The sequence below is a fragment of the Friedmanniella luteola genome, from assembly GCF_900105065.1.
GTDB classification, from domain to species: domain Bacteria; phylum Actinomycetota; class Actinomycetes; order Propionibacteriales; family Propionibacteriaceae; genus Microlunatus; species Microlunatus luteolus.
Genome location: NZ_LT629749.1, coordinates 667,428 through 687,852, shown reverse-complemented (window position 1 = coordinate 687,852; position 20,425 = coordinate 667,428). Strand labels below are relative to the sequence as shown.

Sequence of the window (20,425 nt, the reverse complement as noted above, 5' to 3'; positions counted from 1 at the left end):
ACGCGTGAGGTCTCGACCTCACCGCACCGTGATCAGCTGGTGGCGTCGAGCATGATCAGCAACCGGGCCGTCTCGGCCGCCATGGCGTCGCGCGCCGGGGCCAGGTACTTGCGGCTGTCGACCAGATCGGGCTGTGCCTGCAGGGTTTCCCGGACGGCGGCGGTGAACACCTTGTTCAGGTGGGTGGCGATGTTGATCTTGGTCATCCCGGCGCGGACGACCCGGACGATCTCGTCGTCGGGCACGCCGGAGGAGCCGTGCAGCACCAGCGGCACGGGAACGGCGGCCGCGAGCTCCGCGACCAGCCCGAGGTCGAGGGCGGCGCTGCGCTCGGTCATCGCGTGCGAGGAGCCGACGGCGACGGCCAGGGCGTCGACGCCCGTCGCGGCCACGAAGGCCGCGGCCTCGTCCGGCCGGGTCCGCACGCCCGGCGCGTGCACGCCGTCCTTGCCGCCGACCTCGCCGAGCTCGGCCTCGACGTCGACGCCGCGGGCGTGGCAGTGCTCGACGACCGCGGCGGTGGTGGCCACGTTGGCCTCGTAGTCGAGCTCGGAGCCGTCGAACATGACCGAGCCGACGCCCAGCGCCACGGCCTCGTGGACGAGGTCGACGTCGGTGGCGTGGTCCAGGTGGACGACGGCGCGGACGTCGCCGGCCCGGGCCAGCGCCAGGGTCGCGAGGGCGATGGGGGCCAGGCTGCCGTGGTACCGCACGGCGTTCTGGGACAGCTGCAGGACCACCGGGGTGCCCGCCTGCGCCGCGCCCGCGACGAGGGCCTCCGCGTGCTCGAGGCTGAAGACGTTGAAGGCGCCGACGCCACGGCCGGCGGCGGCCGCCGGGGTCAGCAGCTCGGTCAGCCCGACGACCGCCATCAGACCCACGCCCCGTTCTGCATCACGCGCTGCAGCCGGCCGCCGTCGTCGACGACGCACAGGTCGGCGGCCGCCCCGACCTCGATGGTCCCGACGTCGTCGAGCCCGTGCCGGCGGGCCGGGGTGCTGGCGGCGAGGTGGGACGCGCCGGGGATGCTCATCCCCAGCGAGACCAGGAAGGCGAAGCCCGCGGCCATCGTCAGGGTCGACCCCGCGATGGAGCCGGGACTGCCGTCGGCCTCGAGCAGCCGCGCCTCGCCGTGCCGGACGACGACGTCGAGCCCGCCGAGCGTGTAGCCGCCGTCGGGCATGCCGGTGGCGACCATCGCGTCGGTGATCAGGGCGACCCGGTCGAGACCGGCGGCGTCGACGGCCATCCGGACGACGTCGCGGTGCAGGTGGAAGCCGTCGCCGATCAGCTCGACCACGACCCGCTCGTCGCCGAGGAGCACGGGGACGGGGCCGGGCTCGCGGTGGTGGATCGGCCGCATCGCGTTGAACAGGTGGGTCGCGACGGTGGCGCCCGCGTCGAGGGCGCGGAGCGCGTCGGTCTCGTCGCCGTCGGTGTGCCCGACCGCGACGGTGACACCGCCGCCCACCAGCTGCGCGATGGCGGCCAGGGCGCCGGGCAGCTCCGGTGCGATCGTCACCATCGCGAGGGTGCCGTCGGCCGCCTCCAGCAGGCGCTCGACGGCCTCCGGGGTCGGCGGGACCAGCAGGGACTCCGTGTGCGCACCCTTCTTCGCCGGCGCGAGGAACGGCCCCTCCAGGTGCAGCCCGGCCAGCTCCCCGGTCCGGACCAGCGGCGCGAGCGTCTGGATCTGGGTCACGAGGGTGTCGAGGTCGGCGGTCACCAGGCTGGCCAGGGCCGTCGTCGTGCCGTGCGCCCGGTGGAACGCCCGGGCGCCTCGCGCCTCGTCGAGGTCCAGGGTGGCGTAGTCGTGCCCGCCGCCGCCGTGACCGTGGGTGTCGACGAAGCCGGGGACCGTCCAGCCGGCGACCCGCTCGACGCCGGCGGGCGCGGCCGGGCTGGCCTGCAGGTCTGTGATCCGGCCGTCGGCGACCTCGAGCAGGACGCCGCGGCGCTCACCCACCGGGGTCACCACCCGCTCGCACCAGAGGCGGGTGGCGGCCGGGGCGGGACGAGCGGGGTCGGGCGGGGAGGGGTCGGGGGTCACGGTCCCACATCCTCACGGATCAGGTCCCAGGCCACCAGCCCGGCCCCGATCACGCCGGCGTCGGCACCGAGCCGGGCGGGCACCAGCCGCGGCCGGCGCTGGAAGGCCATCCGGGCGTCCAGACCGCTGGTGACCGGGGGGCCCAGCAGGTCGAAGGCGCCGGCCAGGCCGCCGCCGATCACCACGGTCTCCGGGCCCAGCAGCGTGGCGTAGGTGGTGAGCGCCTCGACCAGCGCCGCGACCGCGACGTCGAAGGCCTGCCGGGCCGCGGGGTCGCCGGCACGGGCGAGCTCGGCGACCTCGCGGGCGTCCAGCACCGTGCCGGCCAGCCGCGCGTGGGTGCGGACGACGCCGACCGCGGACGCGACCGTCTCCAGGCAGCCGCGCTGGCCGCAGAGGCAGACGGCGTCCCCGGCCGCGGGGACGGCGATGTGGCCGATCTCGCCGGCGTAGCCGTCGGCGTCGACCAGCCGCCCGTCGACCACCATGGCGCCGGCGATGCCGGTGCCCAGCGGCAGGAACAGCAGGTTGCGCGCCCCCACCCCGGCGCCGATCCGCCACTCGGCCAGTCCGCCCGAGCGCACGTCGTGGGCGACCGTCCCGGTGCGGCCGGTCAGCTGGCTGAGCTGGAGCCGGAGCGGGACGTCGTACCAGCCGACGTTGGGCGCGGCCCGGACCACGCCGCGCGGGACGTCGATGATGCCCGGCACCACCACGCCGAAGCCCGCGCACGTGCCCGCCGGTCGGGCGGCGACGGCGTCGTCGAGGACGGAGGCGAGCCAGCTGACCGAGGCCTGCCCGTCCACCAGCTGGGTGGGCAGCCGGACCACGCCGCTGACCGTGCCGTCGGCGTCGGCGTGCGCGACCTTGGTCAGCGTCCCGCCGAGGTCGACGGCGACGACGTAGTCGGATCCCCCGGCGTCGGACATCGCGCGGCTCAGGCGTCGAGGACGACGGACCGCGTCAGGTGCTGCGGGGTGTCCGGGTTGACCCCGAGCAGCCGGGCGCGGGCGACGGCGACGCGCTGGACCGTCACCAGCTCGACCATCGGGTCCCGCCCCGAGGCGAGGAAGGTGGCGCCGGTGGCGCGCACCTGCTCCTCCAGGCCGGCGGGCGGCTCGCCGAACATCCACACCAGCCGACCGGGGCGGGCGATCGAGATCGGTCCGTGCCGGTAGTCCATGGCCGGGTAGGACTCGGCCCACGACGACGAGGTCTCGCGGTACTTCAGCGCCGCCTCGTGCGCCAGCCCGATGGTCCAGCCCCGGCCCAGGAAGCTGACCTGCTCGGCCTCGGCCAGGCCGTCGGCGAGCGGTGCGGCGACGGCCTCCTCGGCGGCGGCGGCCAGCGGCTCGACGTCGGTGCCGTAGGCCGCCCGGAAGAGGGCGAGGGTGGAGGTGGCGAACCGGGTCTGGACGACCGACTGCTCGTCGGCGAACGACAGGTCGACGACCTGGTCGGCGAGCCGGGCGGCCGGCGTGCTCTGGTCGCCCAGGACCACGGTCGTCGGGACCAGGCCGCGGAGCGTCTCGAGCAGCTCGACGACCTCGGTGGTGGTGCCCGAGCGGGTGATCGCGACGATCCGGTCGTAGGGGCGGTCGGGGACCTCGCTGGCGCTGAACGCGTCGGACTCGCCGAACCCGGCGGCCTCGCGCCAGGACGCGATGATCTGCCCCATGAACCAGGACGTGCCGCAGCCGACGAAGCCGACGCGCTCCCCGGGCACCTTGAGCGCGTCCGCCAGGCCGGGAGCCAGCCCGGCGGCCTGACGCCAGCAGGCCGGCTGGGAGGCGATCTCGTCGTCGACGAAGAAGGTCACGGCTTCACTCCTGCTGTCCAGATTGTGCTTGTTTTGCTAACCAAACGAACAGATATGAACATAGCATGACGGACGGTGGCGCGTCCGGCCGCCAGGGCTGCCGAGGAGGTGATCAGGTGACGCGTGCCGAGCGCCTGTCGGCCCTCCTGGAACTGCTGGTGTCCGACGGCAAGATCGACGTCGAGGCCTCCGCCGAGCACTTCACCGTCTCCGCCGCAACCATCCGCCGCGACCTCGACTACCTGGCCGACCAACAGCTGCTGAACCGCACCCACGGGGGCGCCGTCCCCAACGCGACCTCCTACGACCTCCCCCTGCGCTACAAGGCGATCGACCACGGCGAGGCGAAGGCGCGGATCGCCCAGTGCGCCGTGGCGATGCTGTGGCCGGGCTGCACCGTCTCCCTCAACGGCGGGACGACGACGGTCGAGGTGGCCCGCGCGATCCCGGGTCGGGAGTCCCTGCAGACGGGCATCACCGTGGTGACGAACGCGATCAACATCGCCACGGAGCTGATCGTGCGGCCGTTCGTCAAGATCGTCGTCTGCGGCGGCGTGGCCCGGCCGCAGAGCTATGAGCTGGTGGGGGCGATGGCCAGCGAGACGCTCGGCCAGCTGACCCCCGACATCTGCTTCCTCGGGGCGACCGGGCTGGACCCGGTGGCCGGCATCACCACCTACGACGAGGCCGAGGCGGCGATCAACCGGGTGATGGCCCAGCAGGCCAAGCGGACCGTCGTCGTCATCGACTCCTCGAAGCTGGGGACGATCGGGTTCTCGCGCATCTGCCACGTGGACGAGGTGTCGTCGGTGATCACCGACAGCGACGCCGACCCGGCCGTGATCGCCATCCTGCGGGCCCGCGGCGTCGAGGTCCTGCTGGCCTGAGGAACGAGCGCGGATGTGACGTGGATAACCGTTGCGTCAGCCCAGATCGCGGCCTATCTTCTGTGGTACACGGGAAGGAGGTGGTCCAGAGGATGAATGACTTTGGGACATGTGAGGTGTCGGCCAGCTAGCCGCACGCGCTGACTGTGTGTTCTGGTCCCCTGCGGCCGGCTAATCCACAGCCAACACCCGAACCCGCGAGCGCCGGAGTTGTTCACCGGCCGACGACGTCGACATCGAGCGGCGCGCCGAAGTGCTCGCGGGTTCGTCCATGTCCGGGCACCTCCCCACGCTGCCCGACCCACCCGTCCGCCCCCGCGCGCGGCCACCCTCGAGGAGCACCGTGGAGACCGACCGCGTCGTCCGGGTGCCCCCGGAGCGGCTGCCGCGCTGGCTCGACGGCTTCGCCGCGCGGCACGGCGCCGTCGAGGCCACCCTGAGCAGCGACGCCGTCACCCTGGTCGCGCAGGACGGGGCGGAGGCGGTGGTCACCGTGCCCTTCCTCCCGTGGCGGCCCGTCGGCGAGCCGCTCGACGCGCTGGTCGCGCACGTCGGCCGGACCCGCGTCGTCGGGGCCGTGCTGGTCCGCAAGGGCGGCTACGCCGTCGGCCGCTTCAGCGGTGCCCGGCTGCTGGAGTCGAAGGTCGACTCCACCTACGTCCAGGGCCGGACCAAGGCCGGCGGCTGGTCGCAGCAGCGCTACGCCCGCCGGCGCGACAACCAGTCGGCGAAGGCGTACGCCGAGACCGCCGACGTCGCCGCCCGCCTCCTCGCCCCGCACGCCACCACCCTCGACGCCCTGGTCGGCGGCGGGGACGCTCCGGCCGTGGTCGCCGTGCTGGCCGACCCCCGGCTCGCCGCCCTGCGGCCGCTGCTGGAACCGCGCGTCCTGCCGGTGCCCGACCCCCGGCTCCGCGTCCTGCAGGCCTTCCCGGAGCAGTTCCTCGCCGTCGAGATCGCCCTCAACGCCCGGGCGTGACCGTCGCCCGCCCACGCGCCCTGAGCCCCAGCCCCACGCGGGCCCTCGACGAGCTCAGGCGACGGACCCCGACGTCAGGGGGCCAGGCGGACCAGGTCCCAGGCGTCACCGGTGCGCCGGTAGGCCAGCCGGTCGTGCATCCGGCTGGGCTGGCCCTGCCAGAACTCGACGACCGCCGGGACCACCCGGAAGCCGCCCCAGTGCTCCGGGCACGGGACGTCGCCCCCCGCGAAGCGCTGCTCGGCCGCGGCGTAGGAGGCGTTCAGCTCCTCCCGCGAGGCGACCTCGCTGGACTGCGGGGACGCCCAGGCGCCCAGCTGTGAGCCGCGGGGGCGGGTGGCGAAGTAGGCCTCCGACGCGGCGCGGGGCACCCGGGTCGCCGTCCCCTCGACCCGGACCTGGCGCTGCAGCGGGTACCAGCCGAAGTGCAGCGCGACGGCGGGCTGCGCGGCCAGCTCGCCGCCCTTGCGCGAGGTGTAGTTGGTGAAGAAGACGAAGCCGTCGGCGTCGAACTCCTTGAGCAGCACCGTCCGGGCGCTCGGCCGGCCGCCGTCCGCGGTGGCGACGACCATCGCCGTCGGCTCCGGGAGCAGGCCGTCCTCCTTCGCCTGGAAGGCGGCCTCCAGCCAGCGCGCGAACAGCGGGAAGGGGCTGGCCGGCACCGCCGACTCCAGCAGCTGCTCGCCGGAGTAGTTGACGCGTTCGGCAGCGAGGTCGGGCATGCGCGCCAGTCTTCCAGGGCGGGAAACCCCCGGGGCCGCACCGGCGTCGCGTGAGAGGATCGGCGACCGTGACCGCCCTCGAGATCCCGGCCGAGCTGCTGCCCTCCGACGGCCGTTTCGGCTGCGGCCCGGCGAAGATCCGCGACGCCGCGGTCACCGCGCTCGCCACCCGTGGCGCGGCCCTCCTCGGCACGTCGCACCGGCAGCCCCCGGTCCGGCAGCTGGTCGGCAGCGTCCGCTCCCGGCTGGCCGCGCTGTTCGCCCTGCCCGACGGGTACGAGGTCGTGCTGGGGAACGGCGGCTCCACGACGTTCTGGGACGTCGCCGTCTGCTCGCTGATCGAGCAGCGGAGCGCCCACGCCAGCTTCGGGGAGTTCTCCGCCAAGTTCGCCGCGGCGGCGGCCGCCGCGCCGCACCTGGCCGAGCCGTCCGTCGTGACCGCCCCCGCCGGCTCCGTGGCCCTGCCGTCCGCCGTCGCCGGGGCGGACGTCTACGCGTGGGCGCACAACGAGACCTCGACGGGCGCGCTCGCCCCCGTCCGCCGGGTCGCCGGCGCGGACGACGGCGCCCTGGTCGTCGTCGACGGGACGTCGGCCGCGGGCGGGGTGGAGGTGGACATCGCGGCCACCGACGTCTACTACTTCGCGCCGCAGAAGAGCCTGGGCTCCGAGGGCGGGCTGTGGATCGCCCTGCTCTCCCCCGCCGCGGTCGAGCGGACGGAGCGCCTCGCCGCCACCGACCGCTGGATCCCCGAGAGCCTGAGCCTGCGCACCGCCCTGACGAACGCCCGGCTGGACCAGACGCTCAACACCCCCGCCATCGCCACGCTGTTCCTGCTCGACGAGCAGCTCGGCTGGCTGCTGGGGCAGGGCGGGCTCGCCTTCGCGGCCGACCGCTCCCGCGACTCCGCCCACCGGCTCTACGGCTGGGCCGACGTCAGCCCGTTCGCGACGCCGTTCGTCACCGAGACCGCGCACCGCTCCCCCGTCGTCGGCACGGTCGACTTCGAGGGCGTCGACGCGAAGGTGCTGGCCGCGACCCTCCGCGCCAACGGTGTCGTCGACACCGAGCCCTACCGCAAGCTCGGCCGCAACCAGCTCCGCGTCGGGATGTTCCCCAACGTCGAGCCCGACGACGTCACCCAGCTCACCCGCTGCATCGACTGGGTCGTCGAGCAGCTCGCCTGAGCCGAGCCGAGCGGAGCCGCGCAGCCGCGCCCCGAGCCTGCCCGTCGCGGCCCGAGCCTGCCCGTCGCGGCCTGAGCCTGTCGAAGGCCCGTCGACCCGCCCAGGGCACGGGGGGTCAGGGCTTGCGGACCACCGCGACGACCACCCCGGCCACCACCGCGACGACGGCGGCCAGCCCGACGGCCAGCAACGTCCCCCGCCGCCCGGCCGAGGGCGTGGCCGCGTCCGCGGCCCCGGCGTCGGGGTCCTCGCCGGAGTCGGCCGGGGTCGCGCTGGCGCTGGGGGCCGCGGTCGGCGTCGGGGTGGCGTCGCCGGCGGTGCCGGGCAGCGGCAGGGCGTAGACCTTGCTCCGGCGGCCCTCGCTGCCCACCAGCAACCCGTCGCCGGTCAGGGTCACGGCCAGCGACTCGGCCTGCGGCTGGGCCGGGATGGGCGTGCTGGAGACGGGGGCGTAGGTCTCGCCGTCGAGGACCTCGACGGAGCCGTAGGTCAGCAGGGCGATCTGGCCGTCCGGGAGGACGACGCCGTCGGTGACCAGCGCGGGCGCGTCGCCCACCCGGCGGAGCACGTTGGTGCTGGAGCGGGACGGGGTCTGCGGCGCCTCGTAGATGCCGCCCTTCGCCCCCTTGGTGACCACCAGCAGCCGGCCGCCCGGCGCGACCAGCAGCGTCTCGGCGTCGTGCGCGCCGTCCTCGTAGCGGAAGTCGACGGCGTTGTAGGTGACGGTGAGCCCGTTGGCGCGCGGGTTGGTGAGGAAGTAGACGGTCACCATCGAGCGGACCGCGTCGTTGTCGCCGATGTCGGCCACGTAGAGCCGGCTGCCGTCCACCGCGACGGCCTCGACGTCGGTCGGCTGCGCCCGGAAGTTGAGGGTGCCCCGGAGCTCGCCGTCGTCCCCGAGGCCGTAGACGGTGCCCCCGTCGCCGGAGTCGTTGACGGTCCAGTACAGGCCGTTCGCGACGTCGCGGGCCAGCCCCGAGGACTCGGTGATGCGCCGGTCGGCGATCGTGAAGGCGACGGTGTCCTCGGCGCCGGCGGCGGCGGGCAGACCCCCCGCGAGCAGCAGGCCGAGCAGGGCGGCGCCGAGACCGCGGCGAGCCGACCTCGACCGATCTCGTCCGCGCGCCATGGTGCTCGGAAGCGTACGCGAGCGCGCTCGACCGGCGCCGGGCGACACGTCGCCCGTCCCGCACCGCCCCCGGAGCGCCTGTGGGGAGCCTGTGATGCAGGTGCCCACGGTTGTCGCGCCCGACTACCGTCGAGCCCGCCTGCGGTGCGCCTCCGGGCGGTGCAAGTCGCGCCGGGGCGAGCGACCCCTGAGTCCTGCGGTGGGTCATCGTGTGCGCGGAAGGATCTGCATGACCTCGTTGACCAAGCTGAGCCTGGCCAACCGGATGCTGGTCGGTCTGGTGACCGTGGCCATCGTCGTGTTCGGGGTGATCGCCGCGGCCTCGCTGCGGCAGGAGCTGCTGCCCTCCACGCAGATCCCGACCGCGCTGGTCACCGCCACCTACCCGGGGACCTCCCCCGAGACCGTCGCCAAGGACGTCGCCGAGCCGATCGAGCAGGCCGTCAGCAGCGTCAAGGGCGTCACGAACGTCCGTTCGGTCTCGGCCAACGGCTTCGCCACGCTGACCGTCGAGTGGGACTACGGCCTGGACGACGACGCGACGGTCGCGGCCATCCGCACCGCCGCCGACGGCGTCCCGGCCCTGCCCGACGACGTCGAGGTCACGGTCCAGGCCGGCAGCACCGACGACATCCCCGTCGCCGTCCTCGCCGTCGCCTCCGACGCCGACCTCCGCGCCCTCGACCAGCTGGTCAGCGACGTCGCCGTGCCGCAGCTCTCCGAGGTCGAGGGCGTCCGGCAGGTGCAGCTCAGCGGCCAGGACACCACCGAGCTGGCGGTGACCCTCGAGCCGGCCGAGCTGCGCGAGCGCGACCTGACCGCCGCGGTCGTCACCCAGCTGGTGCGGGCGCAGGCGCTGGTCGTCCCGGCCGGCACCAGCTACGACTCCGACACCGAGCTGGCGATCGAGGTGGGCAGCGCCCCCGGTTCGGCGAAGTCGGTCGGCAGCTGGCCGATCGCCACGGCCGACGGCCCCGTGCCGCTCCGGTCGCTGGCCACCGTGAAGGTGCAGTCGGTGGAGTCCAGCACGGTGGCCCGCCAGGACGGCCGACCGGCGCTGAGCCTGACGATGCTCAAGGAGAGCGACGCCGACGCCGTCGAGATCTCCCACGCCGTCCAGGACCTGCTGCCCGACCTCGAGCGGACGATGGGCTCGGGCACCACGTTCAGCACGGTGTTCGACCAGGCCCCCTCCATCGAGCAGTCGATCCACGACCTCGCCGTCGAGGGCGGCCTGGGCCTCGTCTTCGCCGTGCTGGTGATCCTCGCCTTCCTCTTCTCGGTGCGCTCGACGGTCATCGCGGCGATCTCCATCCCGCTGTCGCTGCTGATCGCGATGGTCGGCCTCTACGCCGGCGACTACTCGCTCAACATCTTCACCCTGGCGGCCCTCACCGTCGCCGTCGGGCGGGTGGTCGACGACTCCATCGTCGTCACCGAGAACATCAAGCGACGCGCCGTGCCCGGGGTGCCGCTGACCCCCGCGGACATCGTCGCGTCGGTCCGCGAGGTGGCGGGCGCGGTGACCGCCTCGACGCTCACCACGGTGGCCGTCTTCCTGCCGGTGGCCATCGTCTCCGGCGTCACCGGCGAGCTGTTCCGGCCCTTCTCCGTCACGGTCGCCATCGCCCTGGTGGCGTCGCTGCTGGTCTCCATGACGATCGTGCCGGTGCTCGCGTACTGGTTCCTGCGCCCGGCCAAGGACCGGGCCGCCGCGGCGGGCGCGGTCGGGGAGGGTGAGGACCACCCGACCCGCCTGCAGCGCGGGTACCTGCCGGTGCTCAACTTCGCGCTCCGGCGCCCGCTGGTCATCCTGCTGGCCGCCGTCCTCGTCTTCGCCGGCACGATGGCCTCGACGACGCTGCTGAAGACCGACTTCCTCGGCTCGGTGGCCGACAAGAGCTCGCTGCAGATCACCCAGGAGATGCCCGCCGGCACCCGGCTCAGCGCGACCAGCGACGCCGCCGAGAAGATCGAGCAGGTGCTCGCCGGCATGCCGGACGTCACCGGCTACCTCACCACCGTCGGCACCGGCGGCTCCAACAACGCCGCCATCACCGCGACGGTCGGCGACGAGGACCGCTGGGACGCGGTCAAGACCGACCTGGAGGCCCGGCTGGCGGACCTGCCCGACGTGGGCGAGACCACCGTCGCCGCCGTCAACACCTCCGGCGCCGGCTCGGACGTCACCGTGACCGTGACCGGCGACGACCCCGAGCTGCTCGCCACCACCGCCCAGCAGGTGCAGAGCACCCTGGAGGGCGTCGAGGGGCTCGACGACGTGACCAGCGACCTCGCCGAGCAGCGACCGATCCTCAAGGTCGACGTGGACCGCGGCACGGCCGCCGAGCAGGGCTTCACCCAGTCCGAGGTCGGCCAGGCGATCGCCGGCGCGCTGCGCGGCACCGAGGTCGGCAAGGTCACGCTGGAGGGCGAGTCGCGCGCCATCACGGTCCGGACCGAGGCGACCGACGCCAGTCCCGCCGACATCGCGAAGATCGAGCTGCCGGTCAGCCAGCTCCAGCAGGCGGCAGCGACCGAGAAGGCCACCGACGAGGTCACGAAGAAGCAGGAGACGGCGGCCGACGAGGCCGAGGCCGAGGCGGCGGAGGCCACCGAGAAGCAGCGCCGGGAGCTCGTCGAGCAGCGCGGGGAGACGTCGGACGGGCTCACCGAGGCCCGCCGCCAGCTCGCCCGCCTGCAGGCCGCCCCGCCGCCCGCCCCGGCCGTCCCGTCGGCCCCCCCGCAGCCGGCGGCGCCGCTGCCGACGACGCTGCCGCCCGAGGTCGCCAAGCTGCTGCCGAGCCCCGCCCCGACCACGGCCGAGGAGGCGGCCTCGGCGGTGCCCTCGCGGGAGGAGGCGGCCGAGGCGTCGGAGGCGGTCCAGCGGGCCGTCATCGCCGCGGCGCGCTCCATCGCCGCCGGGCAGGCCGCGCAGGCGGCCGCCGCCGCGCAGGCCCAGGGGGTCACCGCCGCGCTCGCCGCGCAGATCGCCCAGCAGACCTACGCCCAGCAGATCGCCCAGGTCGCGGCCGCCGTCACCCAGGCGCAGGCCTCCCTGGAGCAGATCGACGCCCAGCTGACGGCGCTGGACGAGCAGGCCGCCCAGGCGGGCGAGCAGCGCGAGCAGAGCACGGAGCTGGCCGACGAGCAGAAGGCGGTGGCCGACGTCCGCGCCGACCCGCTCACCGTCGGCGACCTGGCCGACGTGGAGCAGGTGCTGGCCCCGAGCACGGTCACCCAGATCGAGGGCATCCGCGCCGTCACGGTCTCGGGCACGCCGTCCGCCTCCGACCTGGGCGCCCTGACCGACACCGTGCAGACCCAGCTCGACCGGCTGGACGTGCCGGCCGGCATCACCGTCGAGCAGGGCGGGGCCTCCTCGGACCAGCAGGAGGCGTTCACCCAGCTCGGCCTGGCCATGCTGCTGGCCATCGTGCTGGTGTTCCTGATCATGGTGGCGACGTTCCGCAGCCTCGTGCAGCCGCTGATCCTGCTGGTCTCCATCCCCTTCGCCGCGACCGGGGCGGTGGCCGCCCTGCTGCTGACCGACACCCCGCTCGGCGTGCCGGCGATGGTCGGCCTGCTGATGCTGATCGGCATCGTGGTGACGAACGCCATCGTGCTCATCGACCTGATCAACCAGTACCGCGAGCGGGGCGAGGACGTCCGGACCGCCGTGGTGGACGGCGCGCGCCTCCGGCTGCGGCCGATCATCATGACGGCGGCGGCGACGATCTGCGCGCTGATCCCGATGGGCCTGGGGCTGACCGGGGGCGGGGCCTTCATCTCCCGCCCGCTCGCCGTCGTGGTGATCGGCGGGCTGGTCTCGTCGACGATCCTGACCCTGGTGCTGGTGCCCGTCCTCTACACGCTGGTCGAGCGGCGCGGCGAGCGGCGCGAGGCGCGGCGGGCGGCCAGGGCGAACCCGGAGCCCGCGGAGGCCTGAGTCAGCGCAGCAGGGCGCTGAGGGCCACCAGCAGCACCAGCCCCACGAGCACCCCGGAGACGATCCAACGACGCGTCCGGGGGTTCATGGGCCCAGCCTAGGGGCGCTCCGGCACGGCGAGCACTACCGTGGCGGGCATGGGCGAGCTCCGGTTGTACGCCATCGGCCTCGACGAGGTCCGCGGTGTCTTCGGCGCCCCGGACGACCGGGCGGCCCACCTGCGGGAGGTGGCCCGGAAGGCCTTCGCCCCCGAGCCCGACCCGGCCCGGACCGGCCTGCTCTCCAAGCTGGGGCCGATCTTCCGCCGGCCGCCGGCCGCCCAGGTGGTCTCCCCCACCCAGCCCGAGCCGCGGGACGTCGAGGTGCTGCTCGCCGGTGCCCACGTCCGGCCCGAGCGGACCGGCGCCACCTGGCGGGTGCTGGAGACGCTGGTCTGCGACCTCGCCTGGGGCTCGACGAAGATGAGCCTGACCCCGCAGACGCTCGACGAGCTCGACTTCGCGCTGGCCCGGGGCGGCGTCTCGTCCTCGGTGGGCCTGCGGCACCTGCTGGACAGCTCGGCGGAGCTGAACCTCGTCCCGGTGCAGGGCCTGACGGTCGGCTGGCACCGCTACGAGACCGCTCTGGCCATGGCCGGCGCCTACCGCGGGGCCCTGCCGCAGGTCAAGACCACCGAGCAGCAGGACATGGTGCTCGCCCTCGCCCACTGGCTCGACGGCTTCGTCCCCTGGGCCCAGGTCGCGGCGTCGCTCGGGCGCCCGGTCCCCGACCTCGTCGGCTTCTGGGCGCAGTGACACGGAGTTGTCAGACGTGGGTCGACCCTTGGGTCAACCCAGCTCTGACAACTCGGCCTCGGCGGGCTCAGAAGCGCGAACTCCACCCGCGCGCGGCCGCGCACGAGCGGAGCGAGTGCCATCACGAGGGGTCGACCACCAGGACGAGGTCCCCGCCCTCCACCTGCGTGATGCTGCCGATGGCCAGCCGGGAGACGGTGCCGGCCACCGGTGAGGTGATGGCCGCCTCCATCTTCATGGCCTCGATCGTCGCCACGGTGGCGCCGGCCTCGACCGTGGCGCCCTCGTCCACCGTGACGCTCACCACCCCCGCGAAGGGGGCGGCGACCTGGCCGGGCTTGGTCGGGTCGGCCTTCTCGGCCACCTTGACGTCGACCTTGATCGAGGTGTCCCGGACGCGGATGGGCCGCAGCTGGCCGTTGATCGTGCACATGACCGTCCGCATCCCGCGCTCGTCCGGACTGCCGATCGCCTCCAGGCCGAGGATGAGGCTGACGCCGCGGCCGATCCGGGCGACGTGCTCCTCCCCGGGCTGCAGGCCGTACAGGTAGTCGAGCGTGTCGAGCCGGGACACGTTGCCGTAGGTCTCCCGGGCCCGGACGAAGTCCTTGGTCGGGCCGGGGAACAGCAGCCGGTTCAGGGTCTCCCGCCGGGTCCTCCCCTCGACGTCGAGGGCCGCGGAGTCCTCGGCGCCGAGCTCGGTCTCGCGGACCGGCGCGGTCCGGCCCTGCAGGGCCTTCGAGCGGAACGGCTCCGGCCAGCCACCGGGCGGGTCGCCCAGCTCACCGGAGAGGAAGCCGACCACCGAGTCCGGGATGTCGTAGTTCTGCGGGTTCGCCTCGAACTCCGACGGGTCGGCCCCGACGGCCACCAGGTGCAGGGCGAGGTCGCCCACGACCTTCGACGACGGCGTCACCTTGGTGGGCCGGCCGAGGATCCGGTTGGCCGCGGTGTACATCGCCTCGATCTGCTCGAACTTCTCGCCCAGCCCCAGCGCCATCGCCTGCTGGCGCAGGTTGGACAGCTGACCGCCGGGGATCTCGTGGTCGTAGACGCGCCCGGTCGGGCTGGGCAGCCCGGACTCGAACGGCTTGTAGACCTTGCGCATCGCCTCCCAGTAGGGCTCCAGGTCCATCACCGCGCGCAGGTCGAGGTTGGTCGCCCGCTCGGTGTGCTCCAGCGCCGCCACCAGCGCGGACGCCGGCGGCTGGCTGGTCGTGCCGGCCATCGGGGCGCTGGCCACGTCGACGGCGTCCACCCCGGCGTCGACGGCGGCGAGCAGCGTGGCCAGCTGGCCGCCCGCGGTGTCGTGGGTGTGCAGGTGCACCGGCAGGTCGAAGTTCTCCCGCAGGGCACGGACCAGCTTGTGCGCGGCCGGCGGCCGCAGCAGCCCGGCCATGTCCTTGATCGCCAGGACGTGCGCGCCCGCCTCGACCATCTGCTCGGCCAGCCGCAGGTAGTAGTCGAGCGTGTACAGGTCCTCGGCCGGGTTGTTCAGGTCCCCGGAGTAGCAGAGGGCGACCTCGGCGACGGTGGTGCCGGTCTCGCGGACCGCCTCGATCGCCGGCCGCATCTGCGCCACGTCGTTGAGGGCGTCGAAGATCCGGAAGATGTCGATGCCCGTCCGCGCCGCCTCGGCGACGAACGACGTCGTCACCTTGGTCGGGTAGGGCGTGTAGCCGACGGTGTTGCGGCCGCGCAGCAGCATCTGCAGGGCCAGCCCCGGCATGTTGTAGCGCAGGGCCTCGAGCCGCTCCCACGGGTCCTCGGAGAGGAACCGCAGCGCCACGTCGTAGGTCGCGCCGCCCCAGCACTCGACGCTGAACAGCTCCGGTGTCATCCGGCCGACGTAGGGCGCGATCCGCAGCAGGTCCTTGGTGCGGACGCGGGTGGCCAGCAGCGACTGGTGGGCGTCGCGGAAGGTCGTGTCGGTGACCTCGACGCCCACCCGGTCGCGCAGGTCCGCCGCGAAGCCCTCCGGGCCCAGCTCCAGCAGCCGCTGCCGCGACCCGTGCGGCGAGGGCTGGCCGAGGTCGACGCCGTCGGGCCGCTTGACGCCCGGGTCGAGCAGCGTCGGTGCCGCACCGTTCGGCTGGTTGACCGTGGTCTCGGCGAGCCAGCGCAGCAGCCGGGTCCCGCGGTCGGCGGGCGCGTGCGTGGTGAGCAGCTGCGGCCGCTCCTCGATGAACCCGGTCGAGACGTTGCCGGCGATGAAGTCGGGGTCCTCGAGGACGCCCTGCAGGAAGGGGATGTTGGTGCTGACGCCCCGGATCCGGAACTCCGCCAGCGCCCGCCGGGCGCGGGCCACGGCCATCGGGAACGTGCGGCCGCGGCTGATCAGCTTCACCAGCATCGAGTCGAAGTGGGCGCTGACCTCGGCGCCGGTGTCGGCGGTGCCGCCGTCCAGCCGGATGCCCGCCCCGCCCGCCGAGCGGTAGGCGGTGATGGTGCCGGTGTCGGGCCGGAACCCGTTGGCCGGGTCCTCGGTGGTGATGCGGCACTGCAGGGCGGCGCCGTTGATCCGGATGTCGGACTGCACCAGGCCGAGGTCGCCCAGCGTCTCGCCCGCGGCGATCCGCATCTGCGCCTGGACGAGGTCGACGTCGGTGATCTCCTCGGTGATCGTGTGCTCGACCTGGATCCGCGGGTTCATCTCGATGAACACGTGCTGGCCGGCGCGCTCGCCCTCGGTCTCGACGAGGAACTCCACCGTCCCGGCGCAGGAGTAGTTGATCGACTCGGCGAACCTGACCGCGTCGCGGCACAGCGCCTCGCGCAGCTCGGGGGTGATGTTCGGCGCCGGGGCGATCTCGACGACCTTCTGGTGCCGCCGCTGGATGGAGCAGTCGCGCTCGTAGAGGTGCAGCGTCGTGCCCTGGCCGTCGGCGAGGATCTGCACCTCGATGTGGCGGGGGCGGCCGACCGCCTGCTCGATGAAGGCGGTCGGGTCGCCGAAGGCGCCCTCGGCCTCCCGCATGGCGGCACCGACCAGCTCGCGCAGCTGCGCCGGGTCGTCGATCTGGCGCATCCCCCGGCCGCCACCGCCGGCGACGGCCTTGACGAAGACGGGGAAGCCGATCTCGGCGGCGCCCGCGACCAGCTCGTCCAGGTCGGCCGAGGGGGCGGTGGACCGCAGCGTCGGGATCCCGGCCGCCTTCGCCGCCTCGAGCGCCCGGACCTTGTTGCCGGCGAGCTGCAGCACGTCGGCGGGCGGGCCGATGAAGGTGATGCCGGCGGCGTCGCACGCGCGCGCGAGGTCGGGGTTCTCGCTGAGGAAGCCGTAGCCGGGGTAGATGGCGTCGGCCCCGGACTCCCGGGCGGCCCGGATGATCTCGTCGATGTCGAGGTAGGCCCGGACCGGGTGCCCGCGCTCACCGATCATGTAGGCCTCGTCGGCCTTGATCCGGTGCACCGCGTTGCGGTCCTCGTAGGGGTAGACCGCGACGGTCTGGGCACCGAGCTCGTAGGCCGCGCGGAAGGCGCGGACAGCGATCTCGCCGCGGTTGGCGACAAGGACCTTGGCGAACATGTGCGGGAATCTATCGGCAGTTCGTTACGGCAGGGCGACGCGGACCAGCAGATGGGTGGCCGGGCGCCCCGCTCAGGGCTGCGGACCCAGGACGGCCGGGGAGAGCAGGAACCGCACCGTGACCTGGCCGGTGACGGTCTGCACGGCCGGCTCGAGGTCCAGCTCGGGCTCGTCCGGCACCGCCCCCCGCGCCAGGGCTGCCGACCGGGCGAACCGGCCGGCGCCGCCGCCCCCCTCGAGGTCGGACACCTCCAGCACGTCGACGACGGTGGCCCCGAGGGCCGCGGCGTAGTCGTCGGCGCGGCGGCGGGCGTCGTCGAGCGCCGCCAGCCGGGCCTCGCGCTGCAGCGGGTTCTGCGGCCGGAGCGACCACCAGGGCCCGTCGACCTGGACCTGGTCCAGCCCGCTGAGCGCCGACACCAGCGGCCCGAGGACGTCGAAGTCGGTGACGGAGAGCTGCGTCGACCAGCTGCCCCGGTAGCCCGTCACCCGCCGTCCCTGACGGGCGAACACGGGGGCGACGTGCACGCTGGCGCCGGGACCGCTCTCGATCGCGGTCCGCTGCGGGTCGACGGCGGCACCCACGTCGGCCGACGCGGCGGCGAGCGCCCGGCGGACGGTGGCGGCCGAGTCGCCCGCGCGGTGGACGGTGACGGACAGCCCGGCCAGGTCCGGCGGCCCCTGCAGGGTCGCCTCCCCGCGGACGGTGGCGACGGGCTGGCTCATGGACGCACCCTAGCGGCGCGCCGGCCGGGGGTCAGGCGGCGCGACGCTCGACGCTCAGGTGCGGGGCGTGCAGGTGCGGCACCAGGTGCAGGCGCTGCCCGCGGGCCAGCAGCGCGACGCAGAGCAGCACGCCCAGCGTCGAGAGCGCGCCGCCCCCGATCAGCGTCCAGCGGGCGCCGAAGACCTCCCCGACCCAGCCGAGGATCGGCGCGCCGATCGGGGCACCGCCCATCAGCACCATCATGTAGAGGGCCATCACCCGGCCCCGGAGCCGCGAGTCGACCGTCATCTGGACCGAGGCGTTGGCCGCGGTCAGCGTCAGCAGGGCGGCCAGGCCGAGCAGCGGGAGGATCGCCGCGTAGGTGAGGTAGCTGGGCATCAGGCCGGCCGCGATCTCGATGACCCCGAAGGCGAGGGCCATCCCGACGACGAACCGGCCGCGCGGGGTGGACCGGCGGCGGGCGGCCAGCAGCGCGCCGGCGAGCGAGCCGACGGCCATGATCGTGCCGAGGATGCCGTACTCCTGCGCGCCCTTGTGGAACTCCTGCTGCGCCATCAGCGCGGACGTCATCTGGAAGTTCAGCCCGAAGGTGCCGAGGAAGAAGACCGTCCCCATCACCAGCAGCAGGTCGGGCCGACGGCGGACGTAGGCCAGGCCCTCGCGGATCTGCCGCTTGGCCCGGGCCGCCGGCGGGCTGATGGTCAGCGTCCTGGCGTCGATGAGCACCAGGGCGCCGATGAAGGCGGTGTAGGTGACGGCATTGGAGAGGATCGCCCAGCCGGAGCCGAAGGTGGCGATGACCACGCCGGCGACGGCGGGCCCGACGATGCGGGCGGCGTTGAAGGTGGCGGAGTTGAGGCCGATGGCGTTGGCCAGGTGCTCCTTCCCCGCGACCTCGGAGACGAAGGCCTGCCGGGCCGGGTTGTCGAACGCGGTGCCGAGGCCGAAGGCGAAGGCGATCAGGAACACGTGCCAGGTGGCGGCGACGCCGGTGATGGCCAGCACCCCGAGCAGGGCGGCGCAGAGCGCGAGCCAGGCCTGGGTGAGCTTGAGGATCAGCCGCTTGTCGAAGCGGTCGGCGACCAGGCCGCCCCACGGGGACAGCAGCAGCATGGGCAGGAACTGCAGGCCGGTGGTGATCCCGACGGCCAGCCCGGAGCCGCCGGAGAGCTCCAGCACCAGCCAGTCCTGCGCGACGCGCTGCATCCAGGTGCCGATGTTGGACACGAACGAGCCGGAGACGTAGACCCGGTAGTTGCGGTTGGCCAGCGCGGCGAACATGCCGGCGTTGGCGGGCGTCCCCGGCCGGTCGTCGGACGACCGGCTGCCGTCGGGCTCCGCCGGGTCCGCCGCGGTGTGCTCGGTGGTCGTCGGGTCGGGGCTCTCGGGCCGGGTCGTCGCGTCCGGGTTCGCGGATCTCGTCGTCTCGACGCTCACGCGTGGTTCACCTTCTCCAGCAGAGGGATGCAGCGGCGCAGCAGGTCGCGCTCGTCAGGGCTCAGCTCGGCGAGCCGGACGGCGAGCCACTGGTCGCGGCGGCGGCGGTTGGCCAGCAGGATCTGCCGGCCCTCCTCGGTCAGGCTGACCCGCGACGACCGGCGGTCGTGCGGGTCCGGGGTGCGGGTGACCAGGCCCCGCTCCTCCAGCCCGTTGACGATCCGGGTCATCGACGGCGGCTGCATCAGCTCCTGCGCGGCCAGCTCGCCCATCGTCAGGTCGCCCTGGTTGAGCAGCACCGACATCGCGGACAGCTGGTTGGAGCCGAGCTCGTGGGACTCGTCGCGCAGCTGGCGCAGCCGCCGGGCCAGGCGCAGCACCGCCGGTCGCAGGGCGTTGGCGAGGCCGGCCGTGCTCCGCAGGTCCTGGGTGGGCGCGGCGCGGGTCATCACTTGCCCAGGCTAACCTTTAGCAGTGCTAAATACAAGGGCTATGCGTTGGTCCGTCGGGGGCACCGGACGATGACGCCGCCGCGTCGTGCCGGGTGCTCACGGCACACCGCAGCAGCGTCTCGGCGCGGCCGGCCGGGGGTCAGATGGCGGTGTGGTCCCCGACCGCGTGGTACGTCCGGTCGTGGTAGACCAGCGGCTCGGTGGCGCCGCCCTGGTGCGCCTCGAGGGCGAGCACCGAGACCAGGAAGCTCCGGCCGATGGCGGTGCGCTGGACGACGCGGCCGCGCAGCCAGGCCTGGTTGCCGTCGAGGACGGGCTCGCCCGTGGCCAGCAGGGACCAGCCGCCCTCGGCGAACCGGTCGATGCCGCGGGTGGCGAAGCGGGCCGACACGTCGACCTGCGCCGCGGCGAGGAAGTTGATGACGAGGGTGTCGGCCTCGGCCAGCGCCGCCCAGGACGACGAGGTCGAGTCGATGGAGAAGGTGAGGACCGGCGGGTCGGCCGACACCGAGATCACCGACGTGGCGGTGAAGCCGTGCAGCGTCCCCTCGTGCGTGAACGTGACCACCGCGACGCCGGCCGGGTGACGGCGGAAGACGGACTTGAAGTCGGTGGGGCTGACCTGGCTGGGGCCGTCGGCGCCGGTGCCGGGCACGCCGAGCGCGTCGGCCGGCGGCTGCTCGGGGACGGGGGCGCCGTCGCGGCTGGGCGCCGGGGAGGAGGTCATGCTCGGGCAACAGGGGGCGGGCGTCGAAGATTCCCGC

16 protein-coding genes are annotated in these 20,425 nt (G+C 74.2%); 5 read left to right on the top strand and 11 right to left on the bottom strand.

Annotated features, from left to right (window positions below):
- Positions 1-32: 32 nt before the first annotated feature.
- Genes BLT72_RS03195 through BLT72_RS03180 form a run of 4 tightly spaced genes read right to left on the bottom strand, consistent with a single transcriptional unit; the run spans position 33 to position 3,869 of the window.
- A complete protein-coding gene (locus BLT72_RS03195) occupies positions 33-872 on the bottom strand; it encodes a class II fructose-bisphosphate aldolase (protein ID WP_091416594.1) in 840 nt (279 codons plus the stop codon).
- Positions 872-2,050: an N-acetylglucosamine-6-phosphate deacetylase gene (locus BLT72_RS03190; protein ID WP_091410059.1), complete on the bottom strand. Its 1,179-nt coding sequence runs from the start codon at positions 2,048-2,050 to the stop codon at positions 872-874. Before BLT72_RS03190 ends, BLT72_RS03195 begins: the two co-directional genes overlap by 1 nt.
- Complete coding sequence (locus tag BLT72_RS03185) at positions 2,047-2,979, bottom strand: ROK family protein (protein WP_091410057.1); 933 nt, start codon at positions 2,977-2,979, stop codon at positions 2,047-2,049. Before BLT72_RS03185 ends, BLT72_RS03190 begins: the two co-directional genes overlap by 4 nt.
- A gap of 8 nt (positions 2,980-2,987) precedes the next feature.
- Positions 2,988-3,869: an SIS domain-containing protein gene (locus tag BLT72_RS03180; protein WP_091410056.1), complete on the bottom strand. Its 882-nt coding sequence runs from the start codon at positions 3,867-3,869 to the stop codon at positions 2,988-2,990.
- Between the two features lie 116 nt (positions 3,870-3,985).
- Between BLT72_RS03180 and BLT72_RS03175 the strand changes: the two genes are divergently transcribed.
- Entirely contained in the window at positions 3,986-4,756 is a 771-nt protein-coding gene (locus tag BLT72_RS03175; RefSeq protein WP_091410055.1) for a DeoR/GlpR family DNA-binding transcription regulator, read from the top strand.
- A 343-nt stretch (positions 4,757-5,099) separates the two neighbouring features.
- The gene (locus BLT72_RS03170) at positions 5,100-5,735 is read left to right on the top strand and encodes an acVLRF1 family peptidyl-tRNA hydrolase (protein ID WP_091410053.1); all 636 of its coding nucleotides are present in this window, start codon (positions 5,100-5,102) and stop codon (positions 5,733-5,735) included.
- Between the two features lie 74 nt (positions 5,736-5,809).
- On the opposite strand, the gene pdxH is transcribed toward BLT72_RS03170, so the two are convergent.
- Complete coding sequence (gene pdxH, locus BLT72_RS03165; protein ID WP_091410051.1) at positions 5,810-6,457, bottom strand: pyridoxamine 5'-phosphate oxidase; 648 nt, start codon at positions 6,455-6,457, stop codon at positions 5,810-5,812.
- Positions 6,458-6,525: 68 nt separating this feature from the next.
- Between pdxH and serC the strand changes: the two genes are divergently transcribed.
- A complete protein-coding gene (gene serC / locus BLT72_RS03160) occupies positions 6,526-7,644 on the top strand; it encodes a phosphoserine transaminase (protein ID WP_091410048.1) in 1,119 nt (372 codons plus the stop codon).
- Between the two features lie 115 nt (positions 7,645-7,759).
- On the opposite strand, the gene BLT72_RS03155 is transcribed toward serC, so the two are convergent.
- Positions 7,760-8,773 (bottom strand): NHL repeat-containing protein, encoded by a 1,014-nt coding sequence (locus BLT72_RS03155; RefSeq protein WP_091410046.1) that lies wholly within the window; start codon positions 8,771-8,773, stop codon positions 7,760-7,762.
- A 229-nt stretch (positions 8,774-9,002) separates the two neighbouring features.
- Between BLT72_RS03155 and BLT72_RS22955 the strand changes: the two genes are divergently transcribed.
- Complete coding sequence (locus tag BLT72_RS22955) at positions 9,003-12,722, top strand: efflux RND transporter permease subunit (protein ID WP_231930296.1); 3,720 nt, start codon at positions 9,003-9,005, stop codon at positions 12,720-12,722.
- Between the two features lie 137 nt (positions 12,723-12,859).
- Positions 12,860-13,516, top strand: coding sequence for a DUF7691 family protein (locus BLT72_RS03145; protein WP_157720273.1), 657 nt, complete (start codon positions 12,860-12,862; stop codon positions 13,514-13,516).
- A gap of 121 nt (positions 13,517-13,637) precedes the next feature.
- On the opposite strand, the gene BLT72_RS03140 is transcribed toward BLT72_RS03145, so the two are convergent.
- From BLT72_RS03140 to BLT72_RS03120, 5 genes are all read right to left on the bottom strand, one after another.
- The gene (locus BLT72_RS03140) at positions 13,638-17,045 is read right to left on the bottom strand and encodes a pyruvate carboxylase (protein WP_091410042.1); all 3,408 of its coding nucleotides are present in this window, start codon (positions 17,043-17,045) and stop codon (positions 13,638-13,640) included.
- 72 nt (positions 17,046-17,117) lie between these two features.
- Complete coding sequence (locus BLT72_RS03135) at positions 17,118-17,771, bottom strand: SIMPL domain-containing protein (protein WP_091410039.1); 654 nt, start codon at positions 17,769-17,771, stop codon at positions 17,118-17,120.
- Between the two features lie 31 nt (positions 17,772-17,802).
- Positions 17,803-19,209 carry an MFS transporter gene (locus BLT72_RS03130; RefSeq protein ID WP_231930295.1) on the bottom strand — a complete coding sequence of 469 codons (1,407 nt, stop codon included), beginning with the start codon at positions 19,207-19,209 and terminating at the stop codon, positions 17,803-17,805.
- Positions 19,206-19,658, bottom strand: coding sequence for a MarR family winged helix-turn-helix transcriptional regulator (locus BLT72_RS23255; RefSeq protein WP_091416584.1), 453 nt, complete (start codon positions 19,656-19,658; stop codon positions 19,206-19,208). Before BLT72_RS23255 ends, BLT72_RS03130 begins: the two co-directional genes overlap by 4 nt.
- Positions 19,659-19,800: 142 nt before the next feature.
- Entirely contained in the window at positions 19,801-20,388 is a 588-nt protein-coding gene (locus tag BLT72_RS03120; RefSeq protein WP_091410036.1) for a flavin reductase family protein, read from the bottom strand.
- Between the last annotated feature and the right edge of the window lie 37 nt (positions 20,389-20,425).

What these genes read in the sequence shown, in the direction of transcription:
- BLT72_RS03185 (WP_091410057.1), bottom strand. Translation starts at nt 2,979, where the DNA reads ATGTCCGACGCCGGGGGATCCGACTACGTCGTCGCCGTCGACCTCGGC.
- pdxH (WP_091410051.1), bottom strand. Translation starts at nt 6,457, where the DNA reads ATGCCCGACCTCGCTGCCGAACGCGTCAACTACTCCGGCGAGCAGCTG.
- BLT72_RS03135 (WP_091410039.1), bottom strand. Translation starts at nt 17,771, where the DNA reads ATGAGCCAGCCCGTCGCCACCGTCCGCGGGGAGGCGACCCTGCAGGGG.
- BLT72_RS03155 (WP_091410046.1), bottom strand. Translation starts at nt 8,773, where the DNA reads ATGGCGCGCGGACGAGATCGGTCGAGGTCGGCTCGCCGCGGTCTCGGC.
- BLT72_RS22955 (WP_231930296.1), top strand. Translation starts at nt 9,003, where the DNA reads ATGACCTCGTTGACCAAGCTGAGCCTGGCCAACCGGATGCTGGTCGGT.
- BLT72_RS03145 (WP_157720273.1), top strand. Translation starts at nt 12,860, where the DNA reads ATGGGCGAGCTCCGGTTGTACGCCATCGGCCTCGACGAGGTCCGCGGT.
- BLT72_RS03195 (WP_091416594.1), bottom strand. Translation starts at nt 872, where the DNA reads ATGGCGGTCGTCGGGCTGACCGAGCTGCTGACCCCGGCGGCCGCCGCC.
- BLT72_RS23255 (WP_091416584.1), bottom strand. Translation starts at nt 19,658, where the DNA reads ATGACCCGCGCCGCGCCCACCCAGGACCTGCGGAGCACGGCCGGCCTC.
- BLT72_RS03140 (WP_091410042.1), bottom strand. Translation starts at nt 17,045, where the DNA reads ATGTTCGCCAAGGTCCTTGTCGCCAACCGCGGCGAGATCGCTGTCCGC.
- BLT72_RS03120 (WP_091410036.1), bottom strand. Translation starts at nt 20,388, where the DNA reads ATGACCTCCTCCCCGGCGCCCAGCCGCGACGGCGCCCCCGTCCCCGAG.